Source organism: Streptomyces sp. NPDC051567, assembly GCF_044454165.1.
GTDB lineage: Bacteria > Actinomycetota > Actinomycetes > Streptomycetales > Streptomycetaceae > Streptomyces.
In genome coordinates this window covers 13,480-34,593 of record NZ_JBITDK010000019.1, presented here as the reverse complement: position 1 = coordinate 34,593, position 21,114 = coordinate 13,480, and the positions used below count along the sequence as shown (strand labels likewise).

Here is a 21,114-nt window from a genome sequence, read left to right as displayed (position 1 = left end):
ATGGCGTTTGGCAGCAGTCGTGTCGCCGGTAAGCACCGTGGTTCCAGCCGTCTGAGCCGCAAGACCGCCGGTTATGCCGGTATAGCCGCCCTCGCCACCACGGGCGTCGTCGGCACTCTTGCCGCTCCGGCCTTCGCCGCGGACACCGACCACAAGATCCAGGACACCGGCCTCAACGCCGTCGTCGTCGCCGAGGACCTCGCGGGCGAGATCGAGAGCCAGGCCGCGTCCCAGCAGTACGCCGCCGAGACGGCCGCCTTCACGGCGCAGGCCGACGCCCTCAGGGCGCAGGCCGAGGCGGACGCGAAGCAGCAGGCCGCCGAGGCCCGGCAGCTCGCCGAGGTCAAGGCCAAGGCCGAGCGCGACGCCAAGGAGCGCGCCGAGCGCGAGGCCGAGCGCAAGCGCGCCAACACCTTCGTCTCCCCGATCGCCGGCTCGTACGTCAGCACCCAGTACGGGGCGGGCGGCAGCATGTGGTCCTCCGGCAGCCACACCGGCATCGACTTCCACGCCGACCTGGGCACCGTGATCCGGGCGGTCGGCGCGGGCGTCGTCGTCGAGTCGGGTGACGGCGGCGCGTACGGCAACAACGTCATCATCAAGCACAACGACGGCACCTACACCCAGTACGGCCACATGTCCCGGCTGAGCGTCTCCGCCGGCCAGCAGGTCTTCGCGGGCCAGCAGATCGGCCTGGCGGGCAACACCGGCAACTCCAGCGGCGTGCACCTGCACTTCGAGGCCCGCACCAGCGCCCAGTACGGCTCGGACATCAACCCGCTCGCGTACCTGCGCTCGCACGGCGTCAACATCTGACCCGCGCCCCCGTTCCACCGACGACCCCGGCTCCCCGAGCCGGGGTCGTCGTGTTCGTGCGCCGTTCCGTATTTCCGGCCGTCGTCTCCGGCCGCTCTCGGAAATGCGGGTGTGTTGCCATAGGGTCGCAGCACACGCGTCAATGGCGGGTGTGCGGCAATTCCGTCACCCGTCAATGGCGGCGGAAGTCGTGAAGAGGCGGAGGTCCGGTCTTGCGTATTCCCGCGCACACGGTATGCACAGCGATCCGCGACGACATCGTCTCCGGGTTCTTCGGTCCGGGCGGCAGGCTGACCGAGGAGGCGCTGGCCCGCCGGTACGGGGTCTCGCGCGTCCCGGTCCGCGAGGCGCTGCGGACGCTGGAGTCCGAGGGGTTCGTCACCACGCGGCGCCACGCGGGCGCCTGTGTGGCCGAGCCGACCGCGCAGGAGGCCGCCGACCTGCTGGAGCTGCGGGCCCTGCTGGAGCCGCTGGCCGCGGCCCGTGCGGCCCGGCGGCGCACCGAGGCCCACCTCAGGGTGTTGCGCGGACTGGTCCGGCTGGGCCGGGAGCGGGCCGGTCAGGGCCAGGTGGAGGACGTACGGGCGCTGGGCGGCTGGTTCCACGAGACGCTGGCCCAGGCGTCCGGCAGCCCGGGGCTGATCGCGCTGCTCACCCAGACGCGCCGCAAGATCGCGTGGATGTACGTGGTGGAGTCCTCCGCGGGGGCGGTGCGGTCCTGGGCGGAGCACGGCGCGATCGTGGACGCGGTGGCGCGGGGGGACGCCGAGCGGGCGCGCGCGACGACCGCGCTCCACTGCGACCGGACGGCCGGGTCCCACCGGCCGCGGGTCCGGCCCGCGGTGAGGACTTCGCAACCTGCCGTCAACATGTCGGGCGGCCGGTATTAACAGGGGCCGGATAGAAAGGGCGGGTGGCCGTGCGGGGCCGCCGTAATTCCGGTGACACGAAACCGTGCCGTGCCGTATTGCGGACCCGTTCGCGCCGCATTCATGCCGGTGCATTCAGGCCGCCGCATTCGGTCGGTGTATTCGGGTCGGCGCATTCCGGGCCGGACCGTACTCCAGTTGATCTCCAGCGGATCTCCGGTCGACTCCGGTCGACTCCGGTCGCGGCGCGGCCCGGCGGGACCGCGTCGCGGCCGCGCGGGACGCCGTCCCCCACCGGCTGTTCCGCGCGTGCGGGCCGCCGGGCCGCGCCGCGACCGGCCGCGCCGCGGCGGGCAGTCGGCGCCGGTGCCGTCCGGCGCCGCCCGTCCGGCGCGGGAAACAGCGAAGCCGCAGCCTCCGGTGGAGCGGTGGCTGCGGCTTCGCCGCGGGTCGGACCGGAAAGGCCCCGACGGGATCTGGAAGGACCCGGCAGAAGGGGTCAGACGGTCTCCGGGAGCTGCTCAAGGCCCTCGGCGACCAGCTTCGCGAGGCGGTCCAGCGCGGCGTCCGCACCCTCGGCGTCGGAGGCCAGGACGATCTCCTCGCCACCCTGGGCGCCCAGGCCCAGGACCGCCAGCATGGAGGCGGCGTTGACGGGTTCGCCACCGGCCTTCGCGATGGTCACCGGGACGCCGGAAGCGGTCGTCGCGCGGACGAAGATCGAGGCGGGACGAGCGTGCAGGCCCTCGGCCCAGCCGACGTTGACGCGGCGCTCTGCCATGGTGATGCCCTTCAAGTGCTTATGGTTGTCTAGACCAGTCTCTCATGACGCTCGGAATGCTCCGACCGACTTCGGACCCGGACCTCCCTGCCGTTCGGCCCTCCCCAGCTTGCACCGGAGCCCCCCGTCGCGCCGCACGCGCCGCGCCAGGGCGGACCGGTGGACCCCGGCCTTAAGGTGGCCCCATGACCACCGAGTCGGACCCTTCGTACCCGGCCCACTGGGAGGCGGACGTCGTCCTGCGCGACGGCGCCACCGCCCGGATCAGGCCGATCACCACCGAGGACGCCGAGCGACTGGTCAGCTTCTACGAACAGGTCTCCGACGAGTCGAAGTACTACCGTTTCTTCGCCCCGTACCCCCGCCTCTCCGACCGGGACGTGCACCGCTTCACGCACCACGACTACGTCGACCGGGTCGGGCTCGCCGCGACCGTCGGCGGGGAGTTCATCGCCACCGTCCGCTACGACCGGATCGGCGCCGACGGCCGGGCCGCCGGCGCCCCCGCCGACGAGGCCGAGGTCGCCTTCCTCGTCCAGGACGCCCACCAGGGCCGCGGGGTCGCCTCCGCCCTCCTCGAACACATCGGCGCGGTGGCCCGGGAGCGCGGCATCCGCCGGTTCGCCGCCGAGGTGCTGCCCGCCAACACCAAGATGATCAAGGTGTTCACGGACGTCGGCTACCAGCAGAAACGCAGCTTCGAGGACGGCTCCGTCCACCTCACCCTCGACCTCGAACCGACCGCCGAGTCCCTCGCCGTGCAGCGCGCCCGCGAGCAGCGCGCCGAGGCCCGCTCCGTGCAACGCCTGCTCGCCCCGGGCTCCGTCGCGGTGATCGGGGTCAGCCGGTCCGGCGCGGGCGTCGGCGCGGCGGCCCTGCGCAACCTGCGGGACAGCGGCTTCCGCGGCCGGCTCCACGCGGTCAACGAGGCCGTCACCACCGGCCTGCTGGACGGCGTGCCCGCCAGCTCCTCGCTCGACGGCATCGGCGCCCCCGTCGACCTCGCGGTGGTCGCGGTCCCCGCGGAACGGGTCCCGGAGGCGGTCGCGGCCTGCGGCGAGCACGGGGTGCAGGGGCTGGTCGTCCTGTCCGCCGGGTACGGCGAGAGCGGCCCGGCCGGCCTCGCCCGCCAGCGCGAGCTGCTGCGGCAGGTGCGTTCGTACGGGATGCGGCTGATCGGGCCCAACGCGTTCGGGGTGATCAACACGGCCCCCGAGGTGGCGCTCAACGCCTCGCTGGCGCCCGCGCCGATGCCCAGGCGGGGCAGGGTCGGACTGTTCACGCAGTCCGGGGCGATCGGGATCGCGCTGCTGGCCGGGCTGATCCGCCGGGGCGAGGGAGTCTCCTCCTTCGTCTCGGCCGGGAACCGGGCCGACGTCTCCGGCAACGACATCCTCCAGTACTGGTACGACGACGCCGACACGGACGTCGCCCTGCTCTACCTGGAGACCCTCGGCAACCCGCGCAAGTTCACCCGCCTCGCGCGGCGCACCTCGGCCGTGAAACCGGTGGTCGTGGCCAAGGGCGGCCGGCACACCCCGGCCGGGCACGTCGTCCCCGGGACCCGGCTGCCGGACGCCACCGTCTCGGCCCTGCTGCGGCAGGCGGGGGTGATCCGGGTCGACACGGTGACCGCGCTGGTCGACGTGGGCCTGCTGCTCGCCTCGCAGCCCCTGCCCGCCGGGCCGAGGGTCGCGATCCTCGGCAACTCCGAGTCCCTCGGGGTCCTCACCTACGACGCCTGCCTGACGGAGGGGCTGCGCCCGCTGCCGCCGCTGGACCTGACGACGGCGGCGGCGCCGGCCGACTTCCACGCCGCCCTGGTCGCCGCGCTGGCCTCCGACGACTGCGACGCGGTGGTCGTCACGGCCATCCCGTGGGTGAGCGAGCACGCGCTCGCCGACGACCTGGCCGAGGCCCTGCGCGAGGCCCTGGCCGAGGTGCCGGGCAAGCCGGTGGCGGTGGTCCAGGTCGAGCTGGGCGCCCTGGTCGAGGCGCTCTCCGCCGCCCGGGACACCGGCCCCGCACGCTCCCCGGCCCCCCGCTCCACCCCCGCCCCCCGCCCCGCCGCGTCCGGGGCCGCGTCCGGGGCGGGGGCCCGTACCGGGTCCGGCCCGGGGGAGGAGCCCGGGGCGGCCGGCCGCATCCCCAGCTACCCCGCCGTCGAGCGGGCCGTACGGGCCCTCGCCGAGGCCTTCCGCTACGGCCGGTGGCGGCGGGCCGCCGCCGAGGCCGGGCAGGTGCCCGAGTACGAGGACATCGACGAGTCCGGGGCCGCCGCCCAGCTCGCCGGGGTCCTGGCCGGAGTCAAGGGCCGGGCCGGTCTGGAGCTGGACGACGGGGCCGCCCGCGAACTGCTCGGGCGGTACGGCATCCACGTCCTGCCCACCCTGCCCGCGCCCACCCCCGACGCCGCCGCGGAGGCCGCCCGGAGCCTGGGCTACCCCGTCGCGCTCAAGACCACCGCCCCCCACCTGCGCCACCGCGCGGACCTGGGCGGCGTCCGGCTGGGCCTGGCGGGCGAGGCCGAGCTGCGGCGCGCGTACGCGGAACTCACCGAGGCCCTCGGCCGCCCCGCCGAGCTGCGGCCCGTGGTCCAGGCCATGGCGCCCCGGGGCGTCGACACCGTGGTCCGCTCCGTCGTCGACCCGGCCGCCGGCTCCGTCCTCTCCTTCGGGCTCGCCGGTGTCGCCTCCGAGCTGCTCGGGGACACCGCCCACCGTCTCGTTCCGGCCACCGACCGGGACGTCGCCGCGCTCATCCGGTCCATCCGGGCCGCGCCCCTCCTCTTCGGCTGGCGCGGCAGCGACCCCGTGGACACCGCCGCCCTGGAGGAGCTGCTCCTGCGCCTGTCCCGCCTCGTGGACGACCACCCCGAGGTGACGGGTGTCTGCCTGGAGCCCGTCGTGGTCGCCACCGAGGGTCTCTCCGTGCTCAGCGCCGCCGTCCGCGTCGCCCACCCGCCCGCCCGCGACGACCTCGGGCCCCGCACCCTGCCCAGTTACTGACCGGCCAGACCTGACGGGACCGGGTCCGGCGCGGCCGGGGTGCCCCGTACGGGCCTTAGGATGGACCTCATGGCGAAATCCGGTACGACGACCCAGGGGCTGCGCACGGCGATCGAGCGCAGCGGCTACTACCCGGCCCTCGTGGCCGAGGCCGTGGAGGCCGCGGTGGGCGGCGAGCCGATCTCGTCGTACCTGGTCCACCAGGAGACGACCTTCGACTCCAACGAAGTGCGCCGCCACGTCACCGTGCTGGTCCTGACCGGCAACCGCTTCATCGTCAGCCACACCGACGAGCAGGCCGCCGACGCCGGTTCCCCGTCCCCGTACGCGACCACCTCCACCGAGTCGGTCAAGCTCTCCAGCATCTCCTCCGTGGTGCTCAGCCGTGTCGTCGCCAACCCGGAGTCCTACACCCCCGGCACCCTGCCCCGCGAGGTCGTGCTGACCATCGGCTGGGGCGCCGTCTCCCGGATCGACCTGGAGCCCGCCGCCTGCGGGGACCCGAACTGCGACTCCGACCACGGCTACACCGGCAACTCCACCGCCGACGACCTCAGCCTGCGCGTCAGCGAGGCGGGCGACGGCCCGGAGGCCGTGCGCCAGACCCTCGTCTTCGCCCAGGCCCTCAGCGAGGCGACGGCGGCGACCTCCACCCCCGCCCGCTGATGCCGTACTCCGCAGCGCAGCACTGGCAGGAACCGGAACTGCTCGACCCGGCCGCCGCCCCCCTCCCGGAGTACGGGAGCGGCTCCCTCGCCGACCTGCTGCCCACCCTCGCGGCGGGCCAGGGCGTCCCCGGCTGCGCCGCGACCATCGCCGAGCTGACCCCGGCCGACCGGAACTGCGTGTTCCTGGTCGACGGCATGGGCTGGGAGCAGATCAAGGCCCACCCGGACGAGGCCCCGTACCTCACCTCGCTCCTGTCCACCTCGCGCGGCGGCACCGGCCGTCCGCTCACCGCCGGGTTCCCGGCGACCACCGCGACCTCGCTCGCCTCCGTCGGCACCGGTCTGCCGCCCGGCCGGCACGGCCTGCCCGGCTACGCCGTCCGCAACCCGGCCACCGGCGCCCTGATGAACCAGCTCCGCTGGTACCCGTGGGTCGAGCCCCGGACCTGGCAGCCCTACCCGACCGTCTTCCAGCTCGCCGACAAGGCCGGTGTGGCGACCGCCCAGGTCTCCTCCCCGGCCTTCCGGACCACCCCGCTGACCAAGGTCGCGCTGAGCGGCGGCGCCTTCCACGGCCGGATGACGGGCGAGGAGCGCATGGACCTCGCGGCGATCCAGCTCGCCGCCGGTGACCGCTCGCTGGTGTACACGTACTACAGCGAGCTCGACGGGGCCGGGCACCGCCACGGCGTGGACTCCGACGCCTGGCGCGGCCAGCTCATGTACGTCGACCGGCTCGTCCAGCGGCTCGCCGAGCAGCTCCCGCCGCGCACCGCGCTGTACGTGACCGCCGACCACGGCATGGTGGACGTCCCCTTCGACGAGGACTCCCGCATCGACTTCGACGAGGACTGGGAGCTGGGCGCGGGCGTGGCCCTGCTGGGCGGCGAGGGCCGGGCCCGGCACGTGTACGCGGTGCCGGGCGCGCAGGCCGACGTCCTGACCGTGTGGCGCGAGGTGCTCGGCGACCGGTTCTGGGTCGCGAGCCGCGAGGAGGCCCTGGAACTGGGCTGGTTCGGTCCGCCCGGGGAGTGCGACGAGCGGGTGCTCGGGAGGATCGGCGACGTGGTCGCGGCGGCGCAGGCCGATGTCGCGATCACCGCGTCGGTGAAGGAGCCCAACGAGTCGGCGCTCACCGGAATGCACGGCTCCATGACCCCGGCCGAGCAGCTCGTCCCGCTGCTGGAAGTCCGTACCTCCTGACCGGAGCCCCCGCCCGGCCCCACCCGACCGCCACTGCCTCCCCCCGGCCTGCCCGACCCCGAAAGGTCACCCTCCGCTGATGTCCGAATTGGTATTTTTCTCCGGAACGATGGATTGCGGGAAGAGTACGCTGGCGCTCCAGATCGGACACAACCGTTCGGCCCGCGGGCTCCAGGGCGTGATCTTCACCCGTGACGACCGGGCGGGCGAGGGCAAGCTCTCCTCCCGCCTGGGCCTGGTGACCGAGGCCGTGGAGGTCTCGGACGGCATGGACGTCTACGGGTACCTGGTCGATCTCCTCTCCAAGGGCGGCAAGGCCGACTACGTGATCGTCGACGAGGCGCAGTTCCTCGCGCCGGGCCAGATCGACCAGCTCGCGCGGGTCGTGGACGACCTGGGGATGGACGTGTTCGCCTTCGGCATCACCACCGACTTCCGCACCAAGCTCTTCCCGGGCTCGCAGCGGCTGATCGAGCTGGCCGACCGGATCGAACAGCTCCAGGTCGAGGCGTTGTGCTGGTGCGGCGCCCGCGCGACCCACAACGCCCGTACGGTGGACGGCGCGATGGTGGTCGAGGGCGCCCAGGTCGTGGTCGGCGACGTCAACCGCCCGGCCGGGGAGATCGGTTACGAGGTCCTCTGCCGCCGTCACCACCGCCGCCTGATGACCTCGGCGGCGGCCCACGCCGGCGCCCTCTCCCCGGACGTCCTCCCGGTCAACCACGCCTGAGCGCCCGACCGCCTTCCCACGGGCGGGCCGGCCCGGAGCACGCGGAAGGCCGGCGGAGCGGGTGCTCTGCCGGCCTTCCGGTCAGGAGGTCAGGTCGTCAGCGGGGCAGCGGGGCGGCGGGTCAGGGAGTCGTCTTGCCCACCTCCAGGTCCGCGGTCGGGTCCTTGACCGTGCCTCCGGGCGGGCCCGCGGGCGTGCTCGTGTTGTTCTCCGGCTTGGGGTCCTCGGTCAGGGCGTCGACGGTGGCGGTGTTGCGGATGTCCGAGCCGTTCCCGGTGTACGCCGGGTCCAGCTTCACCTTGATCACCCAGGTCATCGAGGCACCCGGGGCCAGGGTCGGCAGCGGGCCGCAGACGACGGTCTGCTCGGAGTCGCAGGTGGCGTCGCCCGACACGTAGCTCAGCGCGGTCGGCAGGGTGTCGGTGACGGTGATCTGTTCGGCCTGCGAGGGGCCGTTGTTGGTGACGGTCAGGGCGTAGTCGAAGGTCTCGCCCGGGGCCACGGGGGTGGTCTGGACGGGCTTCTTGGTGATGGCGAGGTCCGCGGCGGGGTCGGCGACGTGGCCGCCGGGCACGGTCGCGGTGCCCTTGTCGTTCTCGCTCGCGGGGTCGATGTTGTCGGCCGTCACCTGGGCGGTGTTCAGCAGGTCGCTGCCGTCACCGCTGTAGTCGGGGTTCACCTTGACGGTGAGCAGGTACTCGACGGTCTCGCCGACCGGGAGCGGGGCGGTGCGCCTGCACGACACCAGGTGTCCGGCGACGGTGCACCCGGCGGGGGAGGACGTCACGTACGAGAGGCCCTCGGGGAGGTTGTCGGTGAGCTTGACGTTGAACGCGTCGGCCGACGGACCGTTGTTGGTGACCCGGATGCGGTAGACGAAGGTCTCACCCGGCACGGGCGGCTTGGTGCCCAGGGCCTCCTTGGTCACCGCCAGGTCCGCGGTCGGCTTGTTGACGGTGCTGCCGGGCAGGCCCGCGGGGCTGCTCGTGTTGTTCTCCGGCTTGGGGTCCTTGGTCTGCGAGGTGGCGGTCGCCGTGTTGCGCACGTCCGATCCGTCGCCGGTGTAGGCGCTGTCGAGGCGGACGGTGAACCGCCAGGTCCGGGACGCCCCGGGTTCCAGTACGGCCACCGGGCCGCAGCTGACCGTACCGGCCGTGGCCGTGCAGCCGTCGGGGGAGGAGACGAAGGCGAGCTGCGTGGGCAGCGTGTCGGTGATCGTGGTGGAGACGGCCCGGGAAGGCCCGTCGTTGGTCGCGGTCACCACGTAGTCGAAGGTCTGTCCGGGGGCGATCGGGGTGTCGGTGGCCGGCCGCTTGGTCGTCCACACGTCGGCCTGCGGGACGGTGACCCCGCCCGGCGGCAGCACGGGGTGCGAGGTGTTGTCGGTGGGCTCCGGGTCCTTGGACGCGGAGGAGGAGGTCGCGGTGTTGCGCAGGTCGCTGCCGTCCCCGGTGTAGGCGGCGCTCAGCTTCACCTTGAAGATCCACACCACCTCGCCGCCCGGGACGAGGCGGGCCAGCGGACCGCAGGTGACGGTCTGTCCGGCCGCCGCGCACGGGTCCGCCGAGGAGACGAAGGTCAGCCCGGCGGGCAGGGCGTCGGTCACCACGACGTTGCGCGCGTCGGAGGGGCCCTTGTTGGTCGTACGGATCTCGTACTCGTACTCCTGGCCCGGAACCGTCGGCCCCGCGCCCAGCGGGATCTTGACGGTGGCCAGGTCCGAGACGGGGTCGAACGGACCCGGCGGCAGCACCGGATCGGGCTTGTTGTTGTCGGGATCGGGATCGGTGGCGTCCGAGGTGCCGACGGCGCTGTTGCCGAGGTCGGAACCGTCGCCCTGGTACGAGGGGCTCAGCCGGGTCTGGAAGCTCCAGCTCTTGGTCTGGCCGGCGGCCAGCTGGGGCTCGGGCCCGCAGGTGACGGTCCGGCCGGTGGCGGTGCAGCCGTCGGAGGAGCCCACGAAGGACATCCAGTCGGGGAGCTTGTCCGTCGCGATGACGTTCCGGGCCACCGACGGGCCCTTGTTCTTCGCGGTGAGGGTGTAGGTGACCAGGTCACCGGGGGCCTTGGCCTGTTGTGCCGTCACCTCGACCGTGTGCCCTGCCCGGGGCAGGGCGGACGCGGGGACCGGTCCGGCCCACAGTGCCGCGGCGCAGAGCAGCGGGGCCAGGGCCCGCACCGCCGGCCGCCGGCCTGGTGTCGTCGTCATCGCGCATCGTTTCCGTTTCGTGCGGGAGAGGACCGTGCAGAGCGCTGCACGGGAGTTCGGGGGAGTTCAGGAGAGTTCGGGGCAGTTCGGGGCAGTTCGGGGGAGGGCGCCGGGTCAGTCCGCGGTGGCGCGCTTGGAGAGTTCGATGTCGGCGGTCGGCGGGCGGACGCGTCCGCCCGGCGTACCGGCGGACCCGCTGTTGTCGAGCGGATCGGGGTCGGCGGTGTCGGAGCGGACGGTCGCGGTGTTCCGCAGCGCCGTGCCGTCCCCCGAGTACGCCGGGTCGAGCCGCACGGTGAAGGTCCACGACCGGCTCCCGCCCGGCGCCAGCACCGCCTCGGGGCCGCAGGTGACGTTCTGCCCGGCGGCGGTGCACCCCGGGGCCGGGGAGACGAAGGCGAGCGCCGGGGGCAGCGGGTCGGTGACCGTGACCTGCCGGGCCACGGACGGGCCGCCGTTGCGCACGGTCAGGGTGTACGCGAACGTCTCCCCGGGCGCGACGGGCGGGACGTTCGCGGCGGCCTTGACCAGCGAGAGGTCGGCCTGCGCGGCCGTCACCCCGCCGGGCGGCGCGGTGGCCCCGCTGGTGTTGTTCCCCGGCCGCGGGTCGGTGACGGCGTGCCGGACCGTCGCGACGTTCCCGAGGTCCGAGCCGTCCCCCTGGTAGGCCGGGTCCAGCCGTACGCGCACGGTCCACGAGGTGCTCGTCCCGGCGGCCAGGGCGGCGCGGGCCGGGCAGGACAGCTGCTGCCCCGAGGCCGTGCAGCCGTCGGGGGAGGAGACGAACCCCAGCGGCCCGGGAAGGGTGTCGGCGAGCTGGACCGCGGTCGTGTCGGAGGGCCCCAGGTTGCGTGCCGTGATCCGGTAGTCGAACTCCTGGCCAGGGGCCACCGGCCCGGACCCGACCCCCTCCTTCTCCGCGGCCACGTCGGCGCGCGCGGTCACCACCGTGCCGGGGGCCGTGGCGCTGTTGTCGGCCGGATTGGTGTCCGCGCGGTCCGCCGGGGCGGTCACGGTGACCGTGTTGTTCAGGGTGGTGGGCTGGGCCGGGGCCGTGCCGGTGATCGTGTAGGTGACGGAGCCGCCCCGGGCGAAGTCGGCCGTCGTGTCGAGGGTGTTCCCGCTGCCGGAGGCGCTCGTGCACCTGCCCCCGGGACCGGCGAGGCAGGTCCAGGTCACGCCGGTCAGACCGGGCACGACGTCGCGCACGGCGGCGCCGATGACCTCGTTGGCCACGCTGTTGGAGACGGTGACGGTGTAGGTCACCGGTCCGCCGCCCGCCGGGACGCTCGCGGGGGTTCCCGTCTTGGTGACGGTCAGGTCCGCCGGCACGTTGATCTTGAGGTCGTCGATCTCGTGCACGTTCGTCGCGGCGCCGGTGCTCGCGGAGAAGCCCACCTTGAGGGTGGCGGGCAGCGCCGGCTGGCCGGCGATGGTCGTGACGTCGTAGTCGCTGATCAGCTTGTTCATGCTGGTGCCGGGGCCGCTGTCGGCCCACACCGACAGGAGCATCTTCCCGCCGGCGCCGGGCAGCAGGGAGACGCGCACCGTGCGCTCGTTCGCGCGGCTGCCGGTCTCCACGGTCCCGCCCGGTCCGTCCGCGGCCGTGGCGTAGCGGTAGCCCGTCACGCTGTTGCCCCCGCCGCGCACCACGATCTTGTTGGCCTGACCGCCCGGCCCGCCGTTGCCGACCGCGGCCGAGGAGAAGTTGCCGAACTCGTCCAGTCCGATGCCGAGGTAGGAGCCCGGTACGCCCGCGGTCGTGCAGCGGGACGCCGCGCCCGTGCAGGCGTAGCCGAGGGCGCCGCCGGGCGGGCCGACCCGGTCGACCGCCGTGCCGTCGGTCAGGTAGAACGACAGGCCGTCACCCCGCCTGCCGTCGAAGGCGGTTCCGCCGTAGCTGGCGTAGCTGAACTCGGCGACGATGCCGAGGCTGGAGGGGAAGGCGTCCTTCATCTTCCAGGTACCGGCCTGGTTGGTGCTCGCGGACGTCAGCCGCAGCCAGCCGCCCCCCGGATAGCTCGCGCTGCCGCTGGTGGTGCCCAGGTTGGTGGAGCTGTCGAACATCTCGTCGACGGGGAAGGCGAGCGTCCGGGCCCCGGGGCCGTCGGACTGCCCGGCCGCCGTGCCCACCGGGGACAGGACCAGCGCGACCGCGCACAGCAAGGGGGTGGCGGCCCTGCGCCACCAGGCACTCCAGGGCATGGTCATACCGGAACGTCCCTCGTCTTCTCGCTCGGTGGTTGCACCCCCGGACGCGGCCCGCCACGGAGGCCGCGGCGGCCCGTCGCTCACGTGCGCCCCCGGAACGCCGTCCGCAGCGCCCCGCCACCGGCCACCAGGGCGACCGAGGCCCACAGCAGCCAGGGCGGGACCCCGGCGCCGGAGTCGGCCAGACCCTCCCGGCCGTCGTGGTGGTCCTTCCCGTCGTGGTGGTCCCCGCCCCGGTCGGACACCAGGCACAGCCGGCCGCCGTCCGGCCCCGTGGTACCGGGGTCGTTGGCGTTGTCCGAAAGGTCGGGGTCGAGGCTCGCGGAGGTCACGCGGGCGATGTTCTCGATGGGCGTGCACCGGCCGGCCGGGGGCTGGGCCCGCTCGGCGGTGGCCGCGCGCACGGTGATCCGGAACTGCGCCGTCCCACCGGCCGCCAGGCGCTCCACCTGAGGACACACCACCAGCCGGTCCTCCCCTTCCGGGATCGCGCAGCCGTCCGGCGAGGAGAGCAGCACCAGCGAGGACGGCAGCCGGTCGGTGACCTGGAGCCCGCGTGCCGTGGCCGGGCCGTGGTTGCGCACCGTGATCAGGTACGTGAACTTCTCGCCCGGCCTGACGTGTTCGCGTCCCGGCGCGAGCAGCGCGGTCTTGCGCAGCGACAGGTCCGCCTCCCGCGCGGCGGGCGGAATCTCCAGGCCCGTCAGCGTCGCCGTGTTGTTCCCGGAATCGGGGTCCGGGGTGTCGGAGCCGACGATCGCCTCGTTGACGATGTCCGCACCGTCACCGCGGTAGTCGGCCGACAGCCGTACGGTGATCACCCAGCTGTGGGACCTGCCCACCGCCAGGGTGGCCAGCGGCCCGCACGTCACCGCCCCGCCGTCCGCGGAGCAGCCGTCGCGGGAGCCGACGAACTCCAGGGCGGCGGGCAGCCGGTCGGTGACGCGCACCTGCCGGGCGGTGGACGGCCCGTGGTTGGTCACCGTCACGAGGTAGTCGAAGGTCTCCCGCCGTGACGGGCCGCCGCTCTCCCGGTGCTCCCGGGCGCCGGAGGTCCCCCGGCGCACCACGCCCGATACCGTCAGGTCCGCGCTCCCGGGGGTCCGTGCGGCGGGAGGCGCCCCGGCGCCGGTCGCGGCCGTGGGTGCGGCAGGTGCCGCAGGCACCGCCGGGGGAACGGTGGTTGCGGGAGACGCGGAGGGTACGGGGGGTGCGGGAGACGCGGGTGGTACGGCGGATGCGGCGGGAGGTGCGACGGGTGCGGCGGACGCCACGGGTGCGGCGGGGGCCGTGTCCCCGGGTGCGGCGCCGCCGTGCGCCGACGCCACCGAGGGCGTCAGGGGCAGGAGCCAGCACGCCGCCACCGCGCCGACCGCGCCCAGCCTGCGCCCGCAGGAGCGACCAGGGTGTTTTCTGACGGCACGTGGCATCGGTTGCCCTTCGGTGAAGCCGGCCGGTCTAAGGAGGAGCAGCGCGGTCAGCTATTCACAGAAATGGGCAGAAAGGGTGCAGCGACGTTGATCGTCTCTGGCTAATGGGTGATCAGATTCAGTCGGTCGGCCGCACGGCCGTACTGCCGCACCGCCCCCGGAGGCGGGCGCCCCTACGGCCGGGACCGGACGAGGGTGAAGACCGCGCCCTCCGGGTCCGCGACCGTGGCCAGCCTGCCGCTGAGGCCGTCGCGGGGCGGCGCCAGGACGCGCCCGCCCAGCTCGGTGACGCGGGCGGCGGCCAGGTCGGTGTCCTCCACCTCGAAGTACGCCATCCAGTGCGGCCCCCGGTCGTGCGGGAGCGAGCGCCCCACCCCGTGCACGCCTGCGACCGGGCGGCCCGCCAGGGACAGGGTCAGGTAGTCGAAGTCGGCGGTGGCCGTGGAGTGCGCCCGCGCCTCGTGGCCGAAGACGTGCTCGTAGAACGTGCCGACCGCCGAGGCGTCCTGGGTGACCAGCTCGTTCCAGACCGGGGTGCCCGGCGCGCCGTGACCGAGGCTGCCCGGATGGGCGTCGGCCTGCCAGAGCCCGAAGATCGCGCCCAGCGGGTCGGAGCAGATCGCCATCCGCCCCGCGACCCCGGCGTCCAGCGGGCCCACCGCGACCGTGCCGCCGCAGGCGCGGACCGCCTCGGCCGCCACGTCCGCGTCGTCCGTGGCAAGGTACGTCGTCCAGGCCACCGGAAGCTGCCGGTCCGGCGGCATCTCACCGATCCCGGCCACCTCGCGCCCGTTCAGCAGGGCCCGGACGTACGGGCCGAGCTGATCGGGGCCCGGTACGTACTCCCAGCCGAACAGGTCGGTGTAGAACTCCTCGGTGGTCCCGAGGCTGTGCACCATCAGGCTCACCCAGCACGGTGTACCGGGCGTGCGCCGCGTTGCTTCCGCTGCCTCGGTCATGTCAGCCGTCTCTTTCGTCGGGTCGCTTCCTGGGGCTGATGCTTCCACTGCGCGGGGCCCGGCGCGCCCCGACCGGGCCGCACGGCGGGGGCGCGGGACAGAGATGACCGAATCGGGGTGCCCCGCCGATGTCGGGCGTGTTACGGGGCTCCGGGCGGGGAGGAGGATGGGCCGTATGACTGAGAAATCCACGATCCTCTCCGCCGCCGCCCTGGCGGCCGAGCTGGCCGGCCCCCGCCCGCCCGTACTGCTCGACGTCCGCTGGCAGCTCGGCGGCCCCGGCCGGCGCCCCGCGTACGAGGCCGGTCACCTGCCGGGCGCGGTCTACGTCGACCTGGACCGCGAACTGGCAGGTCCGGCCGGGTCGGGCGGACGGCACCCGCTGCCGGACCCGGAGGCGTTCGGCGCGGTGATGCGGCGGGCCGGGGTCTCCTCGGACGGCCCGGTGGTCGTCTACGACGGCGGCCAGGGCTGGGCGGCGGCCCGGGCCTGGTGGCTGCTGCGCTGGACGGGGCACCCCGGGGTGCGGGTGCTGGACGGGGGGCTGGCCGCGTGGACGGCGGCGGGCGGCGTGGTGACGGCCGGGGCGGTGCATCCCGTCGAGGGTGATTTCAAGCCAACTCCGGGCGCGGTGGGGCTGTTGGACGCGGACGCGGCGGGCGCGCTGGCCGGGTCGGGGCTCCTGCTGGACGCCCGCGCGGGGGAGCGGTACCGGGGCGAGGTCGAGCCGATCGACCGCGTCGGCGGCCACATCCCGGGCGCGGTCTCGGCCCCGACCACGGAGAACGTCGGCCCGGACGGGCTGCTGCGGCCGGCGCCGGAACTGCGGGCCCGCTTCGCGGAGCTGGGCGCTTCCGGTGGTACTCCGGTGGGCGTGTACTGCGGCTCCGGGGTGTCGGGGGCGCACCAGGTGCTGGCGCTGGAGGTGGCGGGCATCCCGGCCGCGCTCTACGCGGGCAGCTGGTCCGAGTGGTCCTTCGACCCGGCCCGCCCGGTGGCCACCGGCCCGGACCCGAGGTAGCCGGTCCGGCGGCCCCCGCGGCGCTGCGGGGGCCGCCGCGCGGACGGCCGTCGCGACCACGGTCAGGCGGTCGCCGCCGCGGTCACTCCTGCTTCTTGCGGCGGGTGCCGAAGACGATCTCGTCCCAGCTCGGGACCGCCGCGCGGCGGCCGGGGCGGACCCCGTCGGCCTCGGCCTGGCGGTCGGTGGTCCCGGTGAGCCGGTCGTGGTGGCCCGCGACCGTACGGGGCATCAGCACATCGGCGTACGCGGCGCCCGCGCCCGCCGAGGCGGCCGGAGCGGGGGGTTCCTCGGCCTCCGCCTCGTCCGACGGGTCGCCGCGTTCGGGGACCACCAGGTCGCCGCGGAAGCTCGGGACCGCCTCCAGCAGGCTCGTGAGGGTGTCCCGTTCCTCGTCCGCGTCCGGTGCGAGGGGGCGCTCGAACGGCCGGTCCAGGGCGCGGTCCAGCGGCCGGTCCCGGGGCAGCCGCGCGATCCTGGGCACGAACGGGAAGCTCGGTTCCGGTACCGCCGGCAGGTCGTCGGCCTCACCGATCAGGGAGCGGGCCTCGTCGTCCACGGCCGCGACCAGCCGACGCGGCGGGTCGTAGCTCCAGCTCGCCGAGTGCGGCTCGCCCGCGACCCGGTAGACCAGCAGGACCTCCCAGGTGCCGTCGTCGCGGCGCCAGGAGTCCCACTGGGCGGCTTCCTTGTCGGCCCCGCGCAGCGTCAGCCGTTCCTGCACGGCCTCGCCCAGCAGGGGGCCGGTGTTCTCGCCGGGACGGCGCACGGGGGTCTTGCGGGCCCGCTCCGCCATGAAGGCGCGCTCGGCGAGGACGGGGCCCTCGAAGCGGCGGACGCGTTCGACGGGGATGCCGGCGAGCTGGGCGACTTCCTCCGCGGAGGCACCGGCCCGTATCCGGGCCTGGATGTCGCGGGGGCGGAGGTGGCTCTCCACCTCGATCTCGATCTGGTTCAGCCGCGCGCGGTCGTTGCGTACGGCGGCCCGCAGTCGCTCGTCGATCGCAAGCGTGTACTCCGTGCTGTCCGCAGCCTTGAGCACCAGTCGTGTGCCGTCGTTGGAGACGGCCACGACACGCAGTTCGGGCATGGGGACCTCCCGGGTGGTGCCTGCCGACGTCACGTGCGTCGCTGCTTCCGCTAGTCGAGTGTGGCGTGCCCGGGTGCAGCCTGCCACAACCTTGCCGAGTTCTCCCGGCGCGTCGGGCGCGTGCCCTTGTTCGCGGAGCTGGCACGGTCACCCGTTGGGCACGCACAGTGACCGAATGGTTACTGTGTGCAGCAGGAACCCGTGCGATGCCGCGGCAACGCCGGTCTTGAGTGCCGTTTCTTCATCGATCGGCCCCTCTCCCGAGTCCGGACGTCCATGAGGAAGGACGGCCCCAGGGCTCGCCACAGTACTCCATTCGGGCCACCTGGGTGGACCGCCGCGCCGCCGAACTTCTCCCGGGCGGCGGCGGTGGGAACGCCCCTCACCGGGCCGTACCTGCGGCCCGTTCGTTTTCGGGTGTCCTGCTTCACAGAATCCCCAGAAACGGAACTATTCGTTTCGCTCGGGTGTCGGTACCTGCTGTAAGCGCTGAGGCTGAGGCGGACGAGGCAGGCAACCCGGGGGACGGGATGGGGCAGAGGACGACGCGGGACACCACAGTGACGGAGGAGGTCCAGGAGGCGGCGGGGCGCAAGAAGCTCGACCTGAGCGTGGCTCAGGTGGCGGCCAGCTCCCTCGCCACCGTCGCGGCGGCGCTCCTCGCCTCGGAGCTGGGCGTCTACGGGACCATCCTCGGCGCCGGAGTGGTCAGTGTGGTCGCGACCGCGGGCGGGCCCGTCATCCAGCACTTCTTCCGGCGCACCGGCGACCAGTTGCGCGAGAGCGCCCGGCCCGGTCCCCGTCCGCCGGGGCGGCGGGCCCCGGCGGGTGCGGAGCCGCTCCCCGGGGGGTTCGGCCGGGCCACCGTGCACGGCACCCGGGGCCGCCGGCGCCGGCGCACGGCGGCCCTTGCGGGCGCCGTCTTCGCCCTCTCGCTCGGCGCGCTCGGGACGTACGAGGCGGTGGCCGGGACCTCGGTCAGCAGCGACGGCGCCACCCTCTTCTCCGGCGGCACCCGCACGGCCCCCGACCACCGCCCCGCCCCGCCGGCGCGGGAACCGGGCAAGGGCGCCGGGGAGAAGGGGAACAAGGAGGACAAGGGGAACGAGGGAGGAAAGGGAGGAGCGCAGGACGGGACGCAGGACGGCGACGGCGGGCGGAGCCCGGCGCCCGGGAACTCCCCGGGCCCCCCGGCGCCGCAGGACGGCGGCGACCGGAGCCCCGGCCCGGTGCCCCCGCCCTCCGGGGACCCGGCCCCGGACCCGTCCACGGCGCCGACCACCTCCGTGACCCCGCTCCCGTCCGCCCCGCCGGGCTCGACGGTCCCGCCCGGCCCGGCCCCGTCCGGCGCCGGGCCGCGCGACGGCTCCTGACCGGCCACGACCACGACGGGGGCGCGGCCGGGACGGGGCCGCCCGCGGCTCACTCGCCCAGGACCCGCCGCAGGTAGTCGTTGCCGAACACCCGGTCCGGGTCCAGCCGGTCACGGACCGCCGCGAACTCGGCGAACCTCGGGTAGACCCCGGCGAGGTACTCCGCGTCCCGGGTGTGCACCTTGCCCCAGTGCGGCCGTCCGCCGTGCGCCGTGAAGATCCGCTCCGCCGCGGTGAAGTACTCCCGGTAGGGCGTGCCCCGGTACATGTGCACCGCGAGGTAGGCGCTCTCGCGCCCCGAGGCCGTCGACAGGGGGATGTCGTCCGCCGGGGCCGTCCGTATCTCGACCGGGAAGCTGATCCGCAGCCCCGAGCGGTCGATCACGGCCCGCAGCTCCCGCAGCGCCGCGACGGCCCGCTCGCGGGGGAGGGCGTACTCCATCTCCACGAACCGGACCCGGCGCGTGGAGGTGAACACCCGGTACGGGACGTCCGTGTAGGTGCGCGCCGACAGGGCGCGGCTGGCGACGCGGGCGACGGCGGGGACGGTGGCGGGGACCGCGCGGCCGAGCGAGTTGACGGCCTGGAAGAGGCCGTTGGACAGCAGCTCGTCCTCGATCCAGGCGCTGACCGGTCCGGGCGGGGCGGCCGGGCCCTGGCTGCGGTTGTTGCGCTTGGTGTTGCAGTTGCCGGTGTGCGGGAACCAGTAGAACTCGAAGTGCTCGTTCTCCGCCACGTGCTGGTCGAACTCGGCCGTCACCCGGTCGAAGCCCATGGGCTCCTCACGGGCGGTCAGGAAGAAGAGCGGCTCGACGGCGAAGGTGAGCGCGGTGACGACGCCGAGCGCCCCGATGCCCGTCCGGGCCGCCGCGAAGACCTCCGGGTGCTCCTTCTCGGAGCAGGTCAGCAGCCGGCCGTCGGCCGTGACCAGCTCCAGGCCGCGGACCAGGGCGGAGAGGGAGGCCGAGTCGCGGCCGGTGCCGTGGGTGCCGGTGGCGGTGGCCCCCGAGACGGTCTGCTCCATGATGTCGCCCATGTTGGCGAGCGAGAGCCCTTCCCGGGCCAGGGCCCGGTTCAGGTCCCTGAGCACCGTGCCCGCCCCCACCGTGACGGTGGAGGCGGACCGGTCGATCGCGGTGATCCCGGCCAGGGCGTGCGGGCGCAGGAGGACTCCGCCGGTCGCGGCGGCGGCGGTGAAGGAGTGGCCGGAGCCGACCGCCTTCACCCGCTGCCCGTCCGCGACGGCCCGGCGGACCGCCTCCCGCAGCTCCTCCACCGTGCCCGGGCTCACCACCCGGGCGGGGGTGGCGCTGACGTTGCCCGCCCAGTTACGCCACGTGGTCGGACTGTTCTTCCTTGCTGTCCTCATCGGCAGCCGGCTCCTCCCCTAGCGCCGACCTCGTCAGCCGGCGGTAACCCGCGAACGCCACCACCGCCGCGGCGGCCCCCGCCGAGATGGAGACCACGTACCCGGGCCGCGCACCGGCCGCGTCGATGACCCAGCCGGCCGCGGACGAGCCGAGCGCGATGCCGACCGCGAGGCCGGTGCTGATCCAGGTCATGCCCTCGGTCAGCTTCGCGCGGGGTACGTGCGCCTCGATCAGGGCCATCGTGGTGATCATCGTGGGAGCGATGGCGAGGCCCGAGACGAAGAGCGCCACGGCCAGGATCGGAAGGTTCCCGGCCAGTAGGAGGGGGATCATACTCACGGCCATCGCGGCCACGCCCAGCACCCACCTGACCTCGGCCCGCCCCTTGAGGTGCAGGAGGCCGAAGACGATGCCGGCGATGCAGGAACCGGCCGCCCAGACGGCGAGGACGAGGCTGGCGGCGGCCTTGGAGCCCTGCTCCTCGGCGAAGGCCAGGGTCACCACGTCGATGGAGCCGAAGATCGCGCCGGTCGCCACGAAGGTGGCCATCAGGACCTGGAGCCCGGGGGAGGCCAGGGCCGAGCGCCGGTCGGAGTTCTCGTCACGGGGGTGCAGCGGCGGCTCGGTGGCGCGCTGCGCGGTCAGCCACCAGACGCCGGCCAGCAGACAGACCGCCGCGACCAGCGGGCCCGCCTCGGGGAACCAGGTGGTGGAGAGGCCGATGGCGATGATCGGGCCGAAGATGAAGCAGATCTCGTCCATGACGGACTCGAAGGAGTACGCCGTGTGCAGCTCGCGGGGGGAGTCCCGGTAGATCGCCGTCCAGCGGGCACGGATCATCGAGCCGACGCTCGGCACCCCGCCCGCGGCGGCCGAGAAGACGAACAGGGTCCAGTCCGGGGCGCCGTTCGCGGCGCAGAGCAGCAGTCCGGAGACCGCGGCGACGGCGATCAGGGTCGCCGGGCGCAGGACCCGCCGCTGGCCGTACACGTCGACCAGCCGGGAGACCTGCGGGCCGACGACGGCGGCCGAGAGGGCGAGGGTGGCGGTGAGCGCGCCGGCCAGCGCGTAGCGGCCGGTGAGCTCGGAGATCATGGTGAGGATGCCGATGCCGACCATGGACAGGGGCATCCGGCCTATGAGGCCGGCCGCGCTGAACTCCTTGGAGCCGGGTGAGGCGAAGATCGCGCGGTAAGGACTGGGCAAGGTGCCCTCCGTAAGGGAAGTCATTGGCCCATACAGGTTATGGCCGCCGACAAGGCACCCGCACGGGGAAAATCCAGACAGTTCAACTTAGGGTCACCTTACCGGCGATGCGGGCCGGTTCGGGGCCGGGCCGGTTCCCGCGCGGGGAGGCCGGGTGGCAGGATGCGACG

Annotated in this window: 16 protein-coding genes; 8 read left to right on the top strand and 8 right to left on the bottom strand. The window is 74.3% G+C overall.

Going from position 1 to position 21,114, the window contains the following annotated elements; translation table 11 throughout:
- Window positions 1–816, top strand: coding sequence for a M23 family metallopeptidase (locus ACIA5F_RS20860; RefSeq protein ID WP_399355060.1), 816 nt, complete (start codon window positions 1–3; stop codon window positions 814–816).
- Between the two features lie 212 nt (window positions 817–1,028).
- Entirely contained in the window at window positions 1,029–1,706 is a 678-nt protein-coding gene (locus ACIA5F_RS20855) for a GntR family transcriptional regulator (protein ID WP_399355059.1), read from the top strand.
- A 478-nt stretch (window positions 1,707–2,184) separates the two neighbouring features.
- Here the strand turns inward: ACIA5F_RS20855 and ACIA5F_RS20850 are convergent, their stop codons facing one another.
- Window positions 2,185–2,466 (bottom strand): HPr family phosphocarrier protein, encoded by a 282-nt coding sequence (locus ACIA5F_RS20850; RefSeq protein WP_399355057.1) that lies wholly within the window; start codon window positions 2,464–2,466, stop codon window positions 2,185–2,187.
- A gap of 185 nt (window positions 2,467–2,651) precedes the next feature.
- Between ACIA5F_RS20850 and ACIA5F_RS20845 the strand changes: the two genes are divergently transcribed.
- The 4 genes from ACIA5F_RS20845 (at window position 2,652) to ACIA5F_RS20830 (ending at window position 8,075) form a co-directional block, all read left to right on the top strand.
- A complete protein-coding gene (locus ACIA5F_RS20845; protein WP_399355055.1) occupies window positions 2,652–5,474 on the top strand; it encodes a GNAT family N-acetyltransferase in 2,823 nt (940 codons plus the stop codon).
- Window positions 5,475–5,543: 69 nt separating this feature from the next.
- On the top strand, window positions 5,544–6,140 hold the full coding sequence (locus ACIA5F_RS20840; RefSeq protein WP_073909804.1) for a DUF5998 family protein: 597 nt from the start codon (window positions 5,544–5,546) through the stop codon (window positions 6,138–6,140).
- Window positions 6,140–7,345, top strand: coding sequence for an alkaline phosphatase family protein (locus ACIA5F_RS20835; RefSeq protein ID WP_399355053.1), 1,206 nt, complete (start codon window positions 6,140–6,142; stop codon window positions 7,343–7,345). Before ACIA5F_RS20840 ends, ACIA5F_RS20835 begins: the two co-directional genes overlap by 1 nt.
- Before the next feature lie 79 nt (window positions 7,346–7,424).
- Entirely contained in the window at window positions 7,425–8,075 is a 651-nt protein-coding gene (locus tag ACIA5F_RS20830) for a thymidine kinase (RefSeq protein ID WP_399355051.1), read from the top strand.
- A 121-nt stretch (window positions 8,076–8,196) separates the two neighbouring features.
- On the opposite strand, the gene ACIA5F_RS20825 is transcribed toward ACIA5F_RS20830, so the two are convergent.
- The 4 genes from ACIA5F_RS20825 to ACIA5F_RS20810 all read right to left on the bottom strand — a co-directional run bounded on the left by ACIA5F_RS20825 (window position 8,197) and on the right by ACIA5F_RS20810 (window position 14,884).
- The gene (locus ACIA5F_RS20825; protein WP_399355049.1) at window positions 8,197–10,284 is read right to left on the bottom strand and encodes a hypothetical protein; all 2,088 of its coding nucleotides are present in this window, start codon (window positions 10,282–10,284) and stop codon (window positions 8,197–8,199) included.
- Between the two features lie 114 nt (window positions 10,285–10,398).
- Window positions 10,399–12,495, bottom strand: coding sequence for a hypothetical protein (locus ACIA5F_RS20820; protein ID WP_399355047.1), 2,097 nt, complete (start codon window positions 12,493–12,495; stop codon window positions 10,399–10,401).
- Window positions 12,496–12,575: 80 nt separating this feature from the next.
- Window positions 12,576–13,565, bottom strand: a complete 990-nt coding sequence (locus tag ACIA5F_RS20815; RefSeq protein WP_399355045.1) for a DUF11 domain-containing protein — start codon at window positions 13,563–13,565, stop codon at window positions 12,576–12,578.
- Between the two features lie 533 nt (window positions 13,566–14,098).
- Entirely contained in the window at window positions 14,099–14,884 is a 786-nt protein-coding gene (locus tag ACIA5F_RS20810; RefSeq protein ID WP_399355043.1) for a VOC family protein, read from the bottom strand.
- Window positions 14,885–15,059: 175 nt separating this feature from the next.
- On the opposite strand from ACIA5F_RS20810, the gene ACIA5F_RS20805 reads away from it, so the two are divergent.
- Complete coding sequence (locus ACIA5F_RS20805) at window positions 15,060–15,905, top strand: sulfurtransferase (RefSeq protein ID WP_399355041.1); 846 nt, start codon at window positions 15,060–15,062, stop codon at window positions 15,903–15,905.
- An 82-nt stretch (window positions 15,906–15,987) separates the two neighbouring features.
- Here ACIA5F_RS20805 and sepH read toward each other — a convergent pair whose 3' ends face one another.
- Window positions 15,988–17,028: a septation protein SepH gene (gene sepH / locus ACIA5F_RS20800; RefSeq protein WP_399355039.1), complete on the bottom strand. Its 1,041-nt coding sequence runs from the start codon at window positions 17,026–17,028 to the stop codon at window positions 15,988–15,990.
- A 497-nt stretch (window positions 17,029–17,525) separates the two neighbouring features.
- Between sepH and ACIA5F_RS20795 the strand changes: the two genes are divergently transcribed.
- A complete protein-coding gene (locus ACIA5F_RS20795) occupies window positions 17,526–18,368 on the top strand; it encodes a hypothetical protein (protein WP_399355037.1) in 843 nt (280 codons plus the stop codon).
- Between the two features lie 49 nt (window positions 18,369–18,417).
- Here ACIA5F_RS20795 and ACIA5F_RS20790 read toward each other — a convergent pair whose 3' ends face one another.
- Both ACIA5F_RS20790 and ACIA5F_RS20785 read right to left on the bottom strand, forming a co-directional pair.
- The gene (locus ACIA5F_RS20790) at window positions 18,418–19,737 is read right to left on the bottom strand and encodes a D-arabinono-1,4-lactone oxidase (protein WP_399355035.1); all 1,320 of its coding nucleotides are present in this window, start codon (window positions 19,735–19,737) and stop codon (window positions 18,418–18,420) included.
- A complete protein-coding gene (locus ACIA5F_RS20785; protein WP_399355033.1) occupies window positions 19,697–20,944 on the bottom strand; it encodes an MFS transporter in 1,248 nt (415 codons plus the stop codon). The genes ACIA5F_RS20790 and ACIA5F_RS20785 overlap by 41 nt, the downstream gene beginning before the upstream one ends.
- Window positions 20,945–21,114 lie beyond the last annotated feature (170 nt).